The organism is Paenibacillus sp. SAFN-054, assembly GCF_051966755.1.
Lineage (GTDB): Bacteria > Bacillota > Bacilli > Paenibacillales > Paenibacillaceae > Paenibacillus_AQ.
Genome location: NZ_JBQCKS010000003.1, coordinates 286,764 through 302,239, shown reverse-complemented (window position 1 = coordinate 302,239; position 15,476 = coordinate 286,764). Strand labels below are relative to the sequence as shown.

The 15,476-nt window shown below is 55.0% G+C and carries 12 protein-coding genes; 5 read left to right on the top strand and 7 right to left on the bottom strand.

Annotated elements, in window-relative coordinates; genetic code table 11:
* The first annotated feature begins 107 nt into the window (after positions 1-107).
* On the top strand, positions 108-1,232 hold the full coding sequence (locus ACTHPM_RS17250) for an NADH:flavin oxidoreductase (protein ID WP_440396525.1): 1,125 nt from the start codon (positions 108-110) through the stop codon (positions 1,230-1,232).
* Between the two features lie 124 nt (positions 1,233-1,356).
* On the opposite strand, the gene ACTHPM_RS17245 is transcribed toward ACTHPM_RS17250, so the two are convergent.
* Together ACTHPM_RS17245 and ACTHPM_RS17240 are read right to left on the bottom strand one after the other, a co-directional pair.
* A complete protein-coding gene (locus ACTHPM_RS17245) occupies positions 1,357-4,473 on the bottom strand; it encodes an MMPL family transporter (protein ID WP_440396526.1) in 3,117 nt (1,038 codons plus the stop codon).
* A gap of 158 nt (positions 4,474-4,631) precedes the next feature.
* On the bottom strand, positions 4,632-5,243 hold the full coding sequence (locus tag ACTHPM_RS17240; RefSeq protein WP_440396527.1) for a TetR/AcrR family transcriptional regulator: 612 nt from the start codon (positions 5,241-5,243) through the stop codon (positions 4,632-4,634).
* Between the two features lie 225 nt (positions 5,244-5,468).
* On the opposite strand from ACTHPM_RS17240, the gene ACTHPM_RS17235 reads away from it, so the two are divergent.
* Entirely contained in the window at positions 5,469-7,028 is a 1,560-nt protein-coding gene (locus ACTHPM_RS17235) for a hypothetical protein (protein ID WP_440396528.1), read from the top strand.
* Positions 7,029-7,461: 433 nt separating this feature from the next.
* Here the strand turns inward: ACTHPM_RS17235 and ACTHPM_RS17230 are convergent, their stop codons facing one another.
* The 3 genes from ACTHPM_RS17230 to thrC form a co-directional block, all read right to left on the bottom strand.
* Complete coding sequence (locus tag ACTHPM_RS17230; protein ID WP_440396529.1) at positions 7,462-8,883, bottom strand: FAD-dependent oxidoreductase; 1,422 nt, start codon at positions 8,881-8,883, stop codon at positions 7,462-7,464.
* A gap of 378 nt (positions 8,884-9,261) precedes the next feature.
* On the bottom strand, positions 9,262-10,491 hold the full coding sequence (locus ACTHPM_RS17225; RefSeq protein WP_440421616.1) for an MFS transporter: 1,230 nt from the start codon (positions 10,489-10,491) through the stop codon (positions 9,262-9,264).
* 252 nt (positions 10,492-10,743) lie between these two features.
* Positions 10,744-11,985, bottom strand: coding sequence for a threonine synthase (thrC, locus tag ACTHPM_RS17220; RefSeq protein WP_440396531.1), 1,242 nt, complete (start codon positions 11,983-11,985; stop codon positions 10,744-10,746).
* A gap of 167 nt (positions 11,986-12,152) precedes the next feature.
* On the opposite strand from thrC, the gene ACTHPM_RS17215 reads away from it, so the two are divergent.
* Positions 12,153-13,037, top strand: coding sequence for a LysR family transcriptional regulator (locus ACTHPM_RS17215; protein WP_440396532.1), 885 nt, complete (start codon positions 12,153-12,155; stop codon positions 13,035-13,037).
* Between the two features lie 23 nt (positions 13,038-13,060).
* Here the strand turns inward: ACTHPM_RS17215 and ACTHPM_RS17210 are convergent, their stop codons facing one another.
* Positions 13,061-13,417 (bottom strand): MerR family transcriptional regulator, encoded by a 357-nt coding sequence (locus ACTHPM_RS17210; protein ID WP_440396533.1) that lies wholly within the window; start codon positions 13,415-13,417, stop codon positions 13,061-13,063.
* Positions 13,418-13,528: 111 nt separating this feature from the next.
* Here ACTHPM_RS17210 and ACTHPM_RS17205 point away from each other — a divergent pair, with 111 nt between their 5' ends.
* The gene (locus tag ACTHPM_RS17205) at positions 13,529-13,876 is read left to right on the top strand and encodes a hypothetical protein (protein WP_440396534.1); all 348 of its coding nucleotides are present in this window, start codon (positions 13,529-13,531) and stop codon (positions 13,874-13,876) included.
* A 112-nt stretch (positions 13,877-13,988) separates the two neighbouring features.
* Positions 13,989-14,189, top strand: a complete 201-nt coding sequence (locus tag ACTHPM_RS17200) for a hypothetical protein (RefSeq protein WP_440396535.1) — start codon at positions 13,989-13,991, stop codon at positions 14,187-14,189.
* 357 nt (positions 14,190-14,546) lie between these two features.
* Here ACTHPM_RS17200 and ACTHPM_RS17195 read toward each other — a convergent pair whose 3' ends face one another.
* The gene (locus tag ACTHPM_RS17195; RefSeq protein ID WP_440396536.1) at positions 14,547-15,455 is read right to left on the bottom strand and encodes an ROK family protein; all 909 of its coding nucleotides are present in this window, start codon (positions 15,453-15,455) and stop codon (positions 14,547-14,549) included.
* Positions 15,456-15,476 lie beyond the last annotated feature (21 nt).

The window sequence follows — 15,476 nt, the reverse complement described above, 5'->3', positions numbered from 1 at the left end:
AGCAAGAACGCAATTAAGCAAAAAGCTCTTTCTTTTGATCATATATATCTGTTTTTATGGAAATATAGATAAGTACAAAAAACCTAACAAATCGGAGGATTCCATACATGAGTCAACAAAAACAGGATGTCCGCTCTACAGACTTACTATTCCAGCCCTATACCATGGGTAATCTTCAACTCCCTACCCGCATCGTCATGGCGCCCATGACCCGCGGCTTCTCCCCGAACGGTGTGCCGGGAGCCGATGTAGCTGCCTACTATCGCCGCCGCGCCGAGAACGGCGTCGGCCTGATTATTACAGAGGGCACGGGCATTGACCATCCGGCGGCAGTCGAAAGTCCGAGCATACCGAACTTCCACGGTGAAGCAGCCTTGAACGGCTGGGCTGAAGTCGTGAAGCAGGTCCATGAAGCCGGCGGCAAAATCATGCCGCAAATCTGGCATGTCGGCATGACGCGTTCCGTCGGCTCTGAGCCGAACCCGGAAGCACTGCCGATCGGCCCCTCCGGGCTTGACCTGAACGGCAACAAAGTGACCGAGCCAATGACGGTGGATGAGATTAACTATGTCGTCAAAGCCTATGCCGATGCAGCCGCCAACGCGAAACGGATCGGTTTTGACGGCGTGGAAATCCACGGCGCCCACGGCTATCTGATCGACCAATTCCTGTGGGAAACGACCAATCAGCGGACTGACGAATACGGCGGCGACATGATGAAGCGTGCCCGGTTCGCCATTGAAGTCGTTCAAGCCGTCCGCGCGGCGGTGGGTCCGGACTTTCCGGTTGCGCTGCGTCTCTCCCAATGGAAAACGACCAAGTATGACGCGAAACTGGCAGATACGCCGGACAAATTGAAGGAACTGCTTACCGCCCTGTCCGATGCGGGCGTTGATATATTCCACTGCTCTACGCGCCGCTTCTGGGAGCCGGAATTCGAAGGCTCCGATCTGAACTTTGCCGGATGGGCGAAGAAGCTTACAGGAAAAACCGTTATTACGGTAGGCTCCGTAGGCCTGGATGAAGCCTTTACCAGCCTCTTCACCGACGGCACGGGCGCAGGCAAGAAGGATATTGACGACCTGCTGGAACGTCTGGAGAACCAGGAATTCGATCTGGTTGCCGTAGGGCGTGCCCTGCTTGCCGATCCTGCCTGGGCTGCGAAGGTCCGCGACGGCCGCTTTGACGAACTCCAGGCTTTCACGCCTGAAGCGCTGAAAACCCTGGTTTAATTCTGGCTCTGCAAGCTCTCCCCTCTATGCGAGCAGACTAGGATGACACCTTAATATACAAAAGGACCGGAAAGAGCTGCAGCTCTTCCGGTCCTTTTTGCTTATTTAACTTCCACACTTTCACTTACTTGTCGTGATCCCTGCCGCTTACATGCGCGACACGCAGGCGTTCCGCCCGCCGCTGCTGCATTTTCTCCGGCAGCACGATCAGTGCCGGCACCAGCATCGGCAGCAGGATAAAGCAGAGCACGATCAAGCCTACGATGACGGCCGATGCCAGCTCGATCAGCAGCACCAGACCGGATGGGACCAACGTGGCGAAGGTTCCGCCCAGGATGATCATCGCGGAAATGATGACGCCCCCTACGCTCTTCGCCGCTTTGACGATGGCATCCCCCGGCGCCATATCGCCGTGTTCGCGGTAGCGCTCCATCAGGAAGATGCTGTAGTCGACGCCTACGGCCACGATGATGATGAACGAGAAGAATGGCACGAAGGAGGAAACGCCGTCCGCTCCGATGATATAACTCGTAACCAGATTCGATGCGCTCATCGCCACATAATAGGAAGCGACGAGCGACAATACGATGAAGACCGCCGGCCAGAACGACCGGATGACGAACAGCAGAACGACAAACACGCTCACAATGACGATAATGGCGGTGCTGTTGAACGATTTCAACTGCTCCTTGTTCATGTCATAGGTCGTTGAGCTTGGTCCTGCCGCGCCGTATTCGGCCTGATCCAGCACGGTTCCCTTCAGGCTGCTGGATACTGTGTCATTGACCTTCTCAATGGTCTTCAGCGCTGCCGGCGAATACGGATCATCCTTCAGGATCACGAGCAGCTTCGTGATCTTCCGGTCCTTGGACATGAAATTGTCCTCGGACTGCTTGAAGTCCTCGCTGTCCAAAGCCTCGCGCGGAATGAAGAAGGTCTTCGAGCCGTTCAGCTGCGTCAGGAAATCGCCGGTTTTGCCCAGCCCTTCGGAAATATCGCCGAGACCGCTGCCGCTCTTATCGATGCCTTCCTTCAGCTGCGACATGCCGCCGGTCAAGCTGGACAACCCGCCGATCAGCTGCTCCTGCCCGCTTTGCACCTGGCCGAGCGCTGCATTCAGCTTCTTCATGTTCGCTTCGATTTCACGGCTACCGCTGCCGCCCTGCTGCAGGCCTTTCTGCAGATCCGCCGCGCCCTTTTGCAGCGCCGATAGCCCCGCGGACATCTGTTTTTGCGCTGCCGCGATCTGTCCCAGGCCGCCGGAGGTTTCGTTCAGAGAAGCGTTCAGCTTCGCATAGTTGCTATCGAGCTCCTGCAGTCCCCCGCTCAGCTGTGCCATGCTCCCTGCAAGGCCTTCCCCGGTCGTTTTCAGCTTCACGTAATCCGGGTCGCTTGCCAGCTCGCTGTGGTTGGCTCCAAGCCCGGCGATCAAGCCGTTCATGCCGACCAGGCCCTGCTGAATCTGCGGGATTTGTCCGCTGATCTGCTTATAGCCAGCGGCCAAAGAGGTATATCCTTTGGAGATTTGCGTCAGGCCTTGGCTGATTTTGCCGGTGTTGGTACTCACGGTATCCATCCCGTTCTTGAGTCCCGCGATACCTTTGCTCAGTTCGCCGGCTCCATCCGCGCCCTGATTGATACCGGAGGCTACCTGACCGAGCGCCTTGGTGATCTGGTCGTATCCGTCCTTCACCTGTCCGGTGCCGGTTACGAGCTGATTCGCGCTGGATGTATCCGGCGTGCTCAGCTTGTCGCCAATCTGGTCCAGACCGCTCTTAATCTGGTCCACGCCCTTTTGGGAAGCCGAAATGCCTTCCGTGACCGTTTCAGTCTGATTGCTGATATAGAATTGATCGATCGGCTCCGACTGCGGCTGCGTCACGCTGGCAACCGACTTGACGCCATCGACTGCCTTCAGCTTTTCGGTCAGCTTATCGATGACGCCCAAGGTCTCGTTGTTGTCCATGGCCTTGTCGTCTTCAATAACGACGGTGGTCGGCAGCGCCTGCCCGCGGCTGAAATGCTCCGCCACGATGCTGAAGCCCTTGGTGGACGGATAGTCGTCGCCAAGCTCCTTCAGCTGGTCGAAGGACAGCTTTTGCCCGCTCGTCAGCAGCGCCGGGATCATGAGAACCACGATGATGGCCGTGACGATGATCGGATGCTTGACGGAAACGCCCGTCAGCTTCGCCCAGAATTTGCTCTCCTTGTGTCCCGCCACCTTTTTCGATGGCCAGAACAGCTTCGGTCCGAGCACCTTCAGGAAGAACGGCGTCAGCGTCAGCATCTGCAGCACGAGTACGACTGTGCCGATGGCCACGACGTTCGCCGATTTATAAATGCCGAAGCTGGAGAAGCTGAGTCCGGCAAAAGCGATGAATACCGTCGCGATGCTGTATATGATCGTTTTGCCCGCGGTCTTGTAGGAAATAATGATTGCCTCGTCTACCGAGCGCCCGTGGGACAATTCCTCTTTAAACCGGTTGAACAGCAAAATGTTGTAATCCGTACCGATACCGAACAAGATCAGCACCAGCAGCATTTGCGTGACGCTCGTCACCGGGAAATTCAGCTTATCGATAATCTGTGCGGCGATGCCCATGGAGCAAAGATAGGAAATGCCCACCGCCAGCAAGGAAACAAACGGAATGATAACCGAGCGGAACATGACGATCAGCACGACCAGAATAAAGATAACGGTGAGTGCCGCGCTTTTCTCCACGCCGGATACCGATGCCTTGAGATAATCGTTCTGAATAAAGTCTTCGCCGCTCAAATAATAAGGAACCTTGACGTCCTGGAGCGCCGCCTTGAACTGTTTGTCGATCTCATCCACGTTGCGGCCCATTTTATCGAGATTAAAGCTGACCATCAGCGTAGTGTTATCCTCGGATACAAGAGAGGACTTGGCGGCTGGCGTCGTAAACGGATCAATCAGCTGGCTGAAGCCGAGCTCCGATTTCTGCCGGACCATGTTCTCGATTCCGGACCCGATATTGCTCATGTCCTCATCCGTCAACTTGCCTTCCTTGTGAAAGACGATAATATCGCTCGTTCCGCTGGTGCCGGTCATCTTGTTCAGCAGCTTGCCGGCTACCTTCGACGGACTGTCCTCTGTCAGCGGGTCCTGGCCCCGCTCATGCAAAATGGCGTTTACATCCGGCTGAAATACAGTTAACAGCACGGTTGCCACAAGCCATAGCGCCAGGATCGCCCAGCGCCATTTGATGATTTGCCGCATGCTTTTGATTTTCCTCCTCTAATTCCATTTCGGTTAGTAAACAGGCGTTCATTATTGAGCCAAAAAAGAAAGCATCGCCGCTGCCGCGTCCGCTACTTATCATACATAGTGAATAAGTGCTGAATTTATTCGCCTTAAATGGGGCGTACAGGCGCCCTTTAATCGGTACGCCTGTACTGCATGCCCAAATGGTACAGGTAAACGAACTCGTTCACGAGCCTTTTCACGGTCTCCCCGTCCTCGTATTCCTTCAGAATCAGGCATACGCCCTCCACGATGGTTCCGGCAAGCATTCTGGCACTCTGACGATTGGCCGTCGTAAGTTCTGCCGCGTTTTGCGGCCCGGCCGTAAAAGCATCCTCCAGAATGGTCACGATCAGGCTCACCATCTGCTCCTTGACCTGTCCATATTTCGAGCCGCTGCTGCGGTTCATTAATATGGTCAGCTCCGCGCTGTATTCCAAAAACAGCCCGACGATCGTTTCCTCGACCATTTTCAAATACTTCAGTCCGTTATCCTCACCTGTGTAGCAGCGATCCAGCTCCTTTTTCAGATCGAGAATATAGTGGATGATCTTTTCGTAAATGGGGCCGACCAGCGCTTCGAACAGTTCTTCCTTGTTCTTGAAATAGCGATAGATGTTTCCTGTCGTCACACCGGCCGCCGCCGAAATACGGCGCATGGAGGCATCAGCATAGTCATGGGATTTGAACTCGTTCAGGGCAGCCCGCAAAATGCTTTGGCGGACATCTTCTTTTAGGGTCTGCATAAATAAACACCTGTTTACTATTATTTTATAGACCTCATTATAAGACTTGTGTCGTTCGTTGGCAACTTCCGGTTCGATCATGGGAAAATCGTCTGCTTCCGTGAAACAAACAGTGCCGCTTCTTGCAAAAAAGCGGTTTGGTCAGGCTATTTTTATGGGGTGCGAGTAAGCGCTTTATGCTACAATAAATGTAAGGATTTAGCAATCTCGAATGGGGGAGCGATCATGAAAAAACCTGTAGTTTCCTTGTTTTTCGGCGCTGGCGCCGAGGTGGGGTACGGACTGCCTTCCGGCGGACAGTTCGCCTTGGACCTGTTCCGGATTCCGGCCGATCAGGATAAGGCGGACTTCAAGGAACAGCTGAAGACGCTGGACAATACGTCGGCTTACGCTACCAAATGGCTTCCGGACGATTATATGAAGAAACGCATTCATGTCTTCGGCAAAAGCGATTACGAGGGCATCATCGCCTCCAGTCTGGAATACCGCAAGGACGACATTCTTGCGTATCTTGAGCAGCTCGATCAGCATGTGCTTCGCCTGCTCCGTTCCTGGGACGTCAGCGAGGAGCATATTCGTTCCGCATTCCGCACCGGCACCGGCCACGAGCTGGGACAAATCCTGTATGGACAAGCCGTCAAGCTGAACAGCCGGCTCGCGGAAAGCGTCGGATTGTTTAATTCGGCTTTCTTCTCCGCGTGGCTGAAGCTGCTGGAGCTGCACCCGGATCAAACAGGGCTGCAGCATGGCGTACGCGCCATTCTGGAGCTGCTGGTCGGCTCCTGCGGGCAACGGCTCGTCGCCAAGCTGAACGAGGAGGTATTCGAGGCGGCCCCGGACAAGCTGTCCGTGTTTGATGATCTCACCGGCATCTTCAGCCTTAACTATCACAGCGTTGGCCAGACCGGCATGGACATCGTGCTCGGAGAACCGGCCCACACGGTGACGGAGGAGGATACGCCGGTGGATATCATGACGGCATTATGCCGCGCGGTCCTGGAGGATATATACTCGCGCACGCTCGACTACCAGGCGCTGGTCGACAGCCACTTCCGCTATTTGTATAATCCGAAGGCCCACTGGGCACGCTTCACCCGCATCGCCATTTTCCTGCGCACCGTGCGCAGGTACATCAGCCGGGCCGATGCCCATTTTATCGAGAGAATTGCTGCCGGGCCCGGCTACTACCATGACTTGGCCGAGCTGTCCCATGCAGCGGAGATCCATGCCGTCGGCACGACCAATTACAACGGCTTTGCCCGTGAGCTCGTGCACCGGCAGCTGCCTTCCGTCCCCGTCTATTATTTGAACGGATGCGTGGAGGAATATTACGACCCTTACTGCAATCTGATCCTGGAGCAGCCTACAGATGAAGAAATTGCCGCTTATCCGCGCCTGCTTGTCCCGCTCATCTTTACCCAGAGCGGCATCAAGCCGCTGACCTCGATCACGATGTCCCGCCGCTACGTCGAGCTGTATGACCGGTTCGAGCAATCCGATATCATCGCGATCATCGGTTACGGCTTTGGTGGCGACGACGGCCATATCAACGGGCTGTTCCGCTCGCTGGCGGAGGCGGGCAAGCGGCTTGTCATTTTCCACTACGGCCATGAAAGCCAGTCCGTTCTCAAGAGCGAATACCAAACCAAGCTGCGCTTGTCATCGGCGGATCAGCTCGACATCATCAACGTTGACGGCAGCCGGAACGCGGACGGAGCTCCGTGGTGGCAGGCGCTGCTGGAGAAGTTCGAATATGCGCAGCCCGCACTGGTGCCAAGACCTTAATTTCATACCATCCTATGTCCTAACCTGTAGCAAAGCCGGTATCCCGAAAGGGTTCCCGGCTTTTTGTTATCCTGCGGGGGTATGGTATCCCGGGCTAATTCGGGACTCATCAGGGACCGCTGTTCTTGAACTTCAATGAAGGAGAAGGGTTAAGCCTGGAAGCGGACAGATTAACCCTCGGACAAAGCGGTTGTTCCATGGGGACAACCATATGGGGGATGGGGCGGGGACAAGCGGGGCTGCTCCTTTTCCAAGTGTAGATGCGGCTTCCGTACATCCAGATTATCAACAATCGGTGCCCAATAAAATTAACTAAAGTTAAATCAGCTGAACAAATTTTATCCGCATCCATCACCGCCGGTTTTAATCGCGTAAATCAAGAAGCCCTCCGCTGCCTTTACGGCATGGAGGGCTTCGACGGTCAGCGAATGAACTAGGTACCCGCGACATCAATTTTGAATTTGCGTTTCAAATAGCGGTGAATCCGTTCGAAATCCTCTGGCGTCAAATCCTTCAGCTGCTTGCGATCCGCTTCATAACCCAGGATGATCCCGATGCATTGAGCGGCCAGCGCATTGTTAGGCATGATTCTCGAGGTTCCATAGGCTTTGATATCGGCACCGATATTTTTTCCGACTGCGATGACGTTGTCATATTCCTTCAACAGGAAAGAGCGCAGCGGAATTCCGTAAGGATCCGGCGTACCGAAACCGATGCCGTGCGGGATGTTAACTGTCCCCTGCAGGTCGACCGGATAAGCGCCGATGCTGACGTTGTCCCAGAACATTTTGCTGCTCATGACATCCTCAAATGTAAGCACATAGTCCGTCTCGAAGCGGTTAAAGTCGCGAATGTAGAGGTAGTTTGGCGAACCGTTCATTTCGGCATTCTCGAAGCCCCCCAAATGGGTGCGGAGGAATTCCAGAATGCGCGGCGCCTCCACCTTTCCCTTCCGCAGTGCTTCATTCACGGAAGCCTCGCTGGACGGATCGATGTTGTACATGATCAGCGCATTAATAATGACCTCTCCATCGCCCTGGTAAGCGATATTCAGTCCGCGCAGTCGTACCAGCTTCTCGACTGGCTGATACTTCGCCATGATGTTGCTGAAGCCTACCGCGAAGTTGTGGTCGACATAGGTATTCGGCCCGAATACCTTCCGTACATTTTCGAGCGGATAGTGCTTCAGGACATCCTTGTTCAGCTTCTTCCAGTCCACGTTCTTATATTTCAGCATGTAGGTCGCGCCCATATAATCCGGCTTATTGCTCTTCTCGACCACTTCCATGCCTGGAATGCGCTTCTTGTGCTGGAGCTTGCCGGTAAGCGCATTGAAATCGGTATTTTCCACCCAATAGCCCGCTTCCAGCTTATGTTCCTTCTGGTCTTGATCGGTGTACTGCAAGGACTGCAGCGTGTTGCTTCCCCCGGCGGCCGCTTCTTGGACCGCTTTGATCTTGATGCCGCTTTTCAAAGGTATGTCTTCAATCAGCTCGTTATAATATTCGGTGAAATCATCCAGCGTGCGGATTTTGCCTTTGTTATATTGTTTGAACAAGGTTTTCATCTCGCCCTGCACCAAGCTTTTCCGCTCTTTGTTAAAGGGTTCGTCGAGGAACAGCATCTCCCCCTGGAGCAGCTCGCCTCCGGGCTTTTCCCGCGGATCGATGACGAGTACGCTCAGCCCCAAATCCTGAGCCTCTTTGGCCAGAAGCATGCCCTGCAGTTCACTCCCGACGACGACGACATCATAGCGGCTGCAGCCTTCCCCGCAGGAGGCAGGCTGAGCTTTGCGGGTTAACCCGTGCGGAATGAAAAATTGAATGATGAGTGCGGATACCATGACAATCAGCATTAGCTGCCATATTTTCTTTGAACGATGCAAGGCTATAATCAGCTCATTTCTTCTATATTAAGGATTATTGCTAAGTACTTCCGTTAACCCAAGGACTTCCGCAAAATCAGCTGGTATCAATCAGGTTAGATTTACGATAAACCAATTTCTAACAATTCCTTTTACTACTATAAACCACCTCCTTTTCTTATACAATATTTAACACTTGGATAAAGATGCATAGAACCTATTTTTCAAGCCTTTTGTTCCGTATAAATTGAGCTCAAGAAGGGATAAGCTTCTCCCGGGGATTACCCCCTAAAAAAAGCCGCCCTTATTAGGACGGCGAGATGGACGAAAAGGTTACTCGAACATTGAAAAATATCAAATTTCTGTAAATTAACTCTTATCGCCAGAAGATGCGTTCCCGCGAATCAGCTTCGCAAAGACGGCGAATACCGGGAGCAGCAGCACGCCGGCGGTCAGTATGGAAGCACGGACGGAGTACCGGGTTCCGATCCAGCCCACGGCCGGACCGCCCGCGGTCTGGCCTAGCGCATCCGATTGGCTGACCATGGACAGTACCGTTGCCCGCGTTTTGCTCTCCAGGTTCATATTCAACCAGGTGCCGTGGACCGGCTCACTAACCGCAACCGTGGCCCCCGCAACCAAGACGGACGCCATCGCCCAGGCAAAATTCGGTGCCGCAGCCAGAGAAAGAATCGCAGCGATGCGGATGAGAGTCAGCCACAGCATCGCTGCGGATACCTTCCGCCCATCACGCATATCGATCCATTTCTCGGCCAGCCGAACACCGCCCATGCCGAGCAGAGCGGACGCTGCGGACACGAGTCCGAGCCAGACAGCCATGGATACAGGCAAATCCGGCAATCCGATGCCGCTGATAAGGTATGGCTGCCACAGGCGGTCATACCCCTCCGAGGCTGCGCCACTAAGGAGGGTCACGGCAATGATCATGCCGAGAAGAGGATGCTTGCGCACGACCCGGGCACCGCTGAGCCACGTGCCTGCCAGCCGTTTGAAGTGCGATTCCTGCGGAGCATGCTCCTGCGGTACGAAACGGGTCTCCTTCATGAGGACCAGAAGCAGCAGACCCAGCAAAGCATAAAGCCCTCCCCCGGTCAGGTATGGCAAATTCGGCGCTACCAGGGATAACCCTACACTTGCGCCGATGCCAAGCAGCGAAGCGAGCAGCGACATCCGCTGCGCCCGCATCAGAATTCCACCTGCCTGTGCCTCGCCGACCTCGTCAACGACCCAGGCCGTATTCGCTCCGCTGACAAAGGTCCAGCCTACTCCGAACAGAATTTGCGAGAAGACGATCCAGACAAATACGGATATCGCCGAACCTGGGCCCGCGAGCCACAGAACACTGCCCTCCAAGGCAAAACCAAGGCCCAGAACAAACATGCCGATAATAACGGAAACCCGTCTGCTGTAAGTATCGGCTACGACGCCGGTCACGCCTTCAAAGATGAGGACGGTCACTTCCAGCACGGTCCCCATCAGAACCAGCTCGAAAGGATTCAGACCCAGCGAGGAGACATGATAGATGCCGCTCGTGGTAAACATCAAACTGTTGGCCAAGGCCATGATGAAGCTCATCATCATATACACTTGTGACGCATGATTTGGGTTCATATTCATTCCGCCCTTCCGGCAGGCGGCGCGTCACATGAATCAAAAGACCGTGATGTTTTCCTTTCAGGTCACTGCTTTTGATACGTACGCATCACACTGCCTGTCGCTTTATTGGATAAGGTTCCGGTTACGTACGATTGAATGTTTAACACAATAGATAACCTCCCAGTCCGGATATTTGGAATCCGGCATAAATTTACTCGATTATAGTTGATCTGCCTATGCCATCACAATACTTTTCTTTACCGCTTCCACGGTCAGCTCCGCGTGTAAAGGAGCATCCGCTGTTTCATCCAGAATGTCCGTATCCTTCAGCAAATTACCGGTCAAAATGCATAGGGCGCGCTCATCCCTGCCGATCGTACCGTCATTCAGAAGCTTGCGCAGTCCCGCCAGCGTCGCGGCGGATGCCGGCTCGCAGCCGATTCCGCTCCGGTCGATGATCCGCTTGGCCGCCATAATTTCCTCATCCGTCACGCTGCAGGTAACGCCCTGACAGAGCTGCAGACCGCGGCGGGCCACTTTCCAGCTTGGCGGGTTTCCGATATTCAGCGCGGAAGCCACGGTGAACGGATTGGGCTCCGGGATCAGCTCCTCCCTGCCTTCCGCCATCATTCGGTGGAAGGGACTTGCCCCTTCGGCCTGGATGAGAGCGATGCGCGGAAGCCTCGCGATCATACCGAGATGATATAGCTCCTCCAGCCCCTTCCCTAAGGCGGATACGTTGCTGAGCGCCCCACCGGGAATGAGGATCCAGTCCGGCAGCTCCCAGCCGAGTGCCTGCGCAATCTCAAAGACGATGCTTTTCTGCCCTTCGATCCGGAAAGGGTTCACGGAGTTGCATACGTATAAGCCCAATTCTTCTCCGTGGCGCTCCAGAAAACGGATGCCATCATCATAGGTTCCGTCAAAGCGGACCACCTGCGCTCCATAAGCAAGCGTCTGGCGAACCTTGTTCGGGGAGACGCTCCGGCTCGGCACGAATACTTGCGATGTGCATCCCGCCATAGCGGCATACATCGCAAGCGATGAGGAGGTATTGCCTGTAGATGCGCAGGCAAAGCGCTTGTATCCCAGTGCAAGCCCGTGGGATATGGCCGCTGTCATCCCGTTGTCCTTGAAGGAACCACTGGGGTTCTCACTCTGGGCTTTAAAATGCAGCGCACGGATGCCCAGCATCTCCCGAATCGGCTCGGATGTGTACAGTCCCGTGTTACCTTCATATTTGGTCACGATATGCTCTTCCGGCAGATCCGGAAGAATCAGTTCCTTATACCGCCATACCCCGCTGGCATAGGCCGACATCCGTTCAGCCAACCGCTCCCGGAACAATGCCTTCAGCCTTTCACCATCCAGCCCGCTGAGTTCCTGCTGTACCTCCATCCTTCCGCCGCATGAGCAGGAGATACGGTAATCCCGCCAATGCCCCTCCGCTTTGCATTCCACACATACCAGCTTCATTCGTCACTCATCCTCTCCCATTCCATCATCGAGCGTACATTTCGGCTCATTGCCTTACGCTCTGGTTAGGATTAGAATAAGCAGAAGCTTCTCATTAATCTAATATATTATTTTAGCGTTTGTATAATATTTCGTTATGATTGGGACGTAAAAGGGGGAACGCGCAGATGAACCTGCATGCACTTCGATATTTTGCCAAGGTAGCAGAGACCGGCAGTGTGACACTCGCTTCCGAGCTGCTCCGGGTCAGTCAACCAGCCGTCACGGCGCAGATTAAAAGGCTTGAACGCGAGCTCGGTATGCAGCTCTGGATTCCTCAAGGCCGTGGGGTTGCCTTAACCGAAGCCGGACGGATGCTGGCGGAGGAAGCGCAGAGGCTGTTCGAGCTGGAGCAGAGCATTGAAGACAGCCTGGACCGGATGAAGAAGGGCCAAGCAGGGAAGCTCCATCTGGCGGCGACCTACCTGCCTTCCAACTTCCTGCTGCCAGGACCCATTGCTGCTTATAAAAGGCGCTATCCTTCCGTCGAGCTTGACTTGACGACAACCAACTCCACCCAAGCGCTGGAGCTGCTCGTGCGTTTCAAGGCCGACATGGCCGTCGTCGGCGGCATGGCCGAAGAACATCCGCTGCTTACGCGAACCGCCTGGCTGGAGGATGAGATGTGCTTCGTCGTCCATCCGGCGCATCCTCTCGCGAATACTGAAACATCGTTAGCGGACATGCTGCGTGAGCCATTCGTCTTCCGGGAGGAAGGCAGCTTTGCCCGCGAGCAGCTCCTTGCTGTGTGCAGGCTCCACAACCTGCCCGCACCAGCCATCGGGCTTCAGATGAACGGGTTGCACGAGACGCTGCGGATCGTGATGGAGGGATACGGCGCGGCCTTCCTCTCCTCGCTCGAGAGTGAAACCTACATCGCGCAGAACTTGCTCTCAAAGGTCGATGTGCGGGAGGTCAGACTGAGGAACCCCGTCTCGGTATTTACGCGGAAAGAACCGCTGCCTCCGGTTGCCCGCCGCTTCTTCGAAGATCTATTGCCTGCCGAGCCTTAAGCTCGGAAAGCAGCGATGCTCAGTTACAGCAGCTCCCTCAACTCGCGCGTGATATCCTCCAGCTTCTCGCGGGTTGCGCGAATCCTGGCCTCCTCCTCGCGCAGCGAGGCCAGGCGGCCTTCAAGAGCCTCCTCCACCCCTCGAATCAGCTCCCGGCTTCCGCAGCCGGAGCCGCGCTTCCACTCAAAAATGAGCTGAATATCCTTCAGCGGCAGGCCATAACCTTTCAGCTCCTGTATGACCTTGAAATCCTCCAGATGCCCGTGATCGTATTGCCGCTTCCCATCCGGTCCAAGCGACCGGATCAGCTGCAAATCCTCATAATGCCTGACTGTATCCTTCGTCGTCCCCGCTTTAGCCACAAACTCCCCGATTCGCATAGCACTTCTCCCTTAAACAGAGCTTTTTTCGAAGTAACCGTTGACACGGGGTCCACCCCGTATTGTTCACTTTTCTTGATTGTAGTCCCATCCCCCATCGATGAAAAGGAGGTGATTCCGATCATTCTCACGGTCATTCTTTTGGCTTATGATCTCGCCAGCCTGGCCGCAGCTGCAGCCCTGCTATACCGAAAGCCTGCTTCCAGCAGCGGATTCCGTCCTGCCGCAGCCTGGGGCGCGGCGCTCTTCTTTCTTCTTTGCCATCTGCTGCTGTTCAGCCTGATTATCCGGCATGTGTTCCACCAGACCTCCTATGCATGGTTCATCGGCTGTCTGATCCTCATTTTGAGTTCCCGCTGGCTGAATGGACGCATCCTCTTTGGACGAAACCACTGGCGGCATTATGCGGTTACGGCAGGCATTTTTGCTGCTGCTATCACGCTTGATTGGCTGACCTGAGCCTGTTAATGGATCCATCGGCCTGGCATACCAGATAGCGTTGTACACATTAGAACAACGCTCGCCAGCATTCGTCAAAAACAGTCAGCATTCCATTCTTTTTCCGGCAGGAATGTCGCGACGCTTAGGCGAATGCTATTCTATTAAACTGGATTTGGATGGCCAAAAAGCAGGCAGGGCGTACAGACGCAGGATTTCCCGAAGAGAGGAGAAACGGCGTCATCCGCGTCATTTCCGCCGCAGATTGGGTCATATCCGCATCGATCGGCCCGGCCGCTGCGAGGTATGGATCCCGGTCACGAAGAAGCCGTAATGACACGATGATAAGAGGGTGAAGGGGCTCATGTAAAAATGCTTATCGAAGCCAATAGATACCCTTCGCTAAAAAGCCTGCGCAAGGATCCTCTGCTTTGTTGGCAAAGGAGCCTTGCGCAGGCTTCTTATTGAATCAGGCTGCAGCTTCCGTTTAAGACTGCTGCCCTCAGGCGGTTTGCAGATCGGCGTGAGGGGCGAGTATTTCATACCGGAAGCGCCGAAAAAGAGGGAGGGGCGAGTACCTAAAGATGCACTGGTGATAGGTGAACGCTGAACAACTGCGGGTTAGCTTGTGCAGCACTCACCGATCTGCCACCGGCTCACCCTCTGATGGGTTATCGCCTTTCGCCCTCGCTTATGCCGGATCGGATTCCCGCAGTTGATCCAGCATCAGCTTGGCTGCGCCGATAGCTCCAGCCTCATTCCCGAGCTCAGCCGGACGGACGTCCGCTTGAAGCCGCATGCCATGCATCGCTTCCAGCAGCAGAGGCCACCAGATCGTCTTGGCATCGATCAAGCCGCCGCCAATGAGCAGCGCCTCCGGGTTTAGTCCGACGTGTATATTGTTCACTACCACCGCCAAATGGACGGCAAACTGCTTCAGCACTGTCGTTACTTCCGGCTTTCCCTTCATGTAATCATCCAGCACTTCGACGCCGGACGCATAGGAATGGCCTGTCGCCTCGCTGGCCAGCTTCACCAAGGCCGTTCCGGACAAATACTGCTCGATGCAGCCATGCAGCCCGCAGTTGCATAGGCGGCCGCCCGGCACGAGCACGGTATGTCCCCACTCGCCGCCGTTCCAATCGGCGCCCCGGTAGAGCTCGCCACGGATCATGTTCGCTCCGCCCACACCGGTGCCAAGCGTTAACATGACCAAATCCTGCGCCTGCCTTCCGGCACCAAGCCACGCTTCGCCGACCAGCGCGGTATTGGCGTCATTGTCGACGAATACCGGCAGCCCGAACGCAGCCTCAACGACTGCCGCCACATTCGTCCCCTGCCATCCCGGGAGATTGTCGGTTGCATACACAATTTCCCCTGTGCATACGTTCACCCGGCCAGCAGTGCCGATGCCGATGCCGCGAATATTCTCATGATCAGCCTGCAGATTCCTCACAAGAGCCATCAGATTCCCGAGAATCCGTTCCTGGCCCTGCTTGGCTTCGGTGGCTATTTTCCCTTGCCCGAGAAGCCTGCCGGACTCGTCCACGACGATGCCCTTCATGGAGGTGCCGCCGATATCTATTCCGATGACCTTCATGCCTGCTTCATCCCTCTCCTC